General features: G+C 61.8%; 1 pseudogene. It reads left to right on the top strand.

Going from position 1 to position 382, the window contains the following annotated elements:
* Nucleotides 1–382 (top strand): annotated as a pseudogene (locus tag I6F37_RS44885) (hypothetical protein); the annotation flags it as partial.

Here is a 382-nt window from a genome sequence, read left to right as displayed (position 1 = left end):
GTGGGCGGACACGGGCATCTTCCAGTTCCTGGATGCTCTGCCCGAAAAGGTCTTCGATGTGAACCCCGGGCACAACCATTTCAACACGCCCACCGAGGCGCTGACGCAGTTCGAGCCGGTGGGGGTCTACGACGTGCCGCACATGATCTCGTGGGCGGATACCGAGCGCGACCTGACGGCGTGGCTGGGCAACGCCATGCAGTCCAATGCTCTGCTGGAGACATACAAGCTCGAGAAACCGATCAAGGACCGCTATGGCGAGGCCTTGGCGGCGGTGAAGGCAAAGCCCAATGACGCCGCAGCGGCCAAGGAGCTCGAAGACGCCGGATACCTGCTTGGGGACTGGCGGAAACTGACCACCAGCGATCACTTCTACTACATG

It is taken from the genome of Bradyrhizobium sp. NBAIM08 (genome assembly GCF_020193935.1).
Taxonomy (GTDB): Bacteria; Pseudomonadota; Alphaproteobacteria; order Rhizobiales; family Xanthobacteraceae; genus Bradyrhizobium; species Bradyrhizobium yuanmingense.
This window is presented reverse-complemented; position numbering and strand designations above follow the sequence as displayed.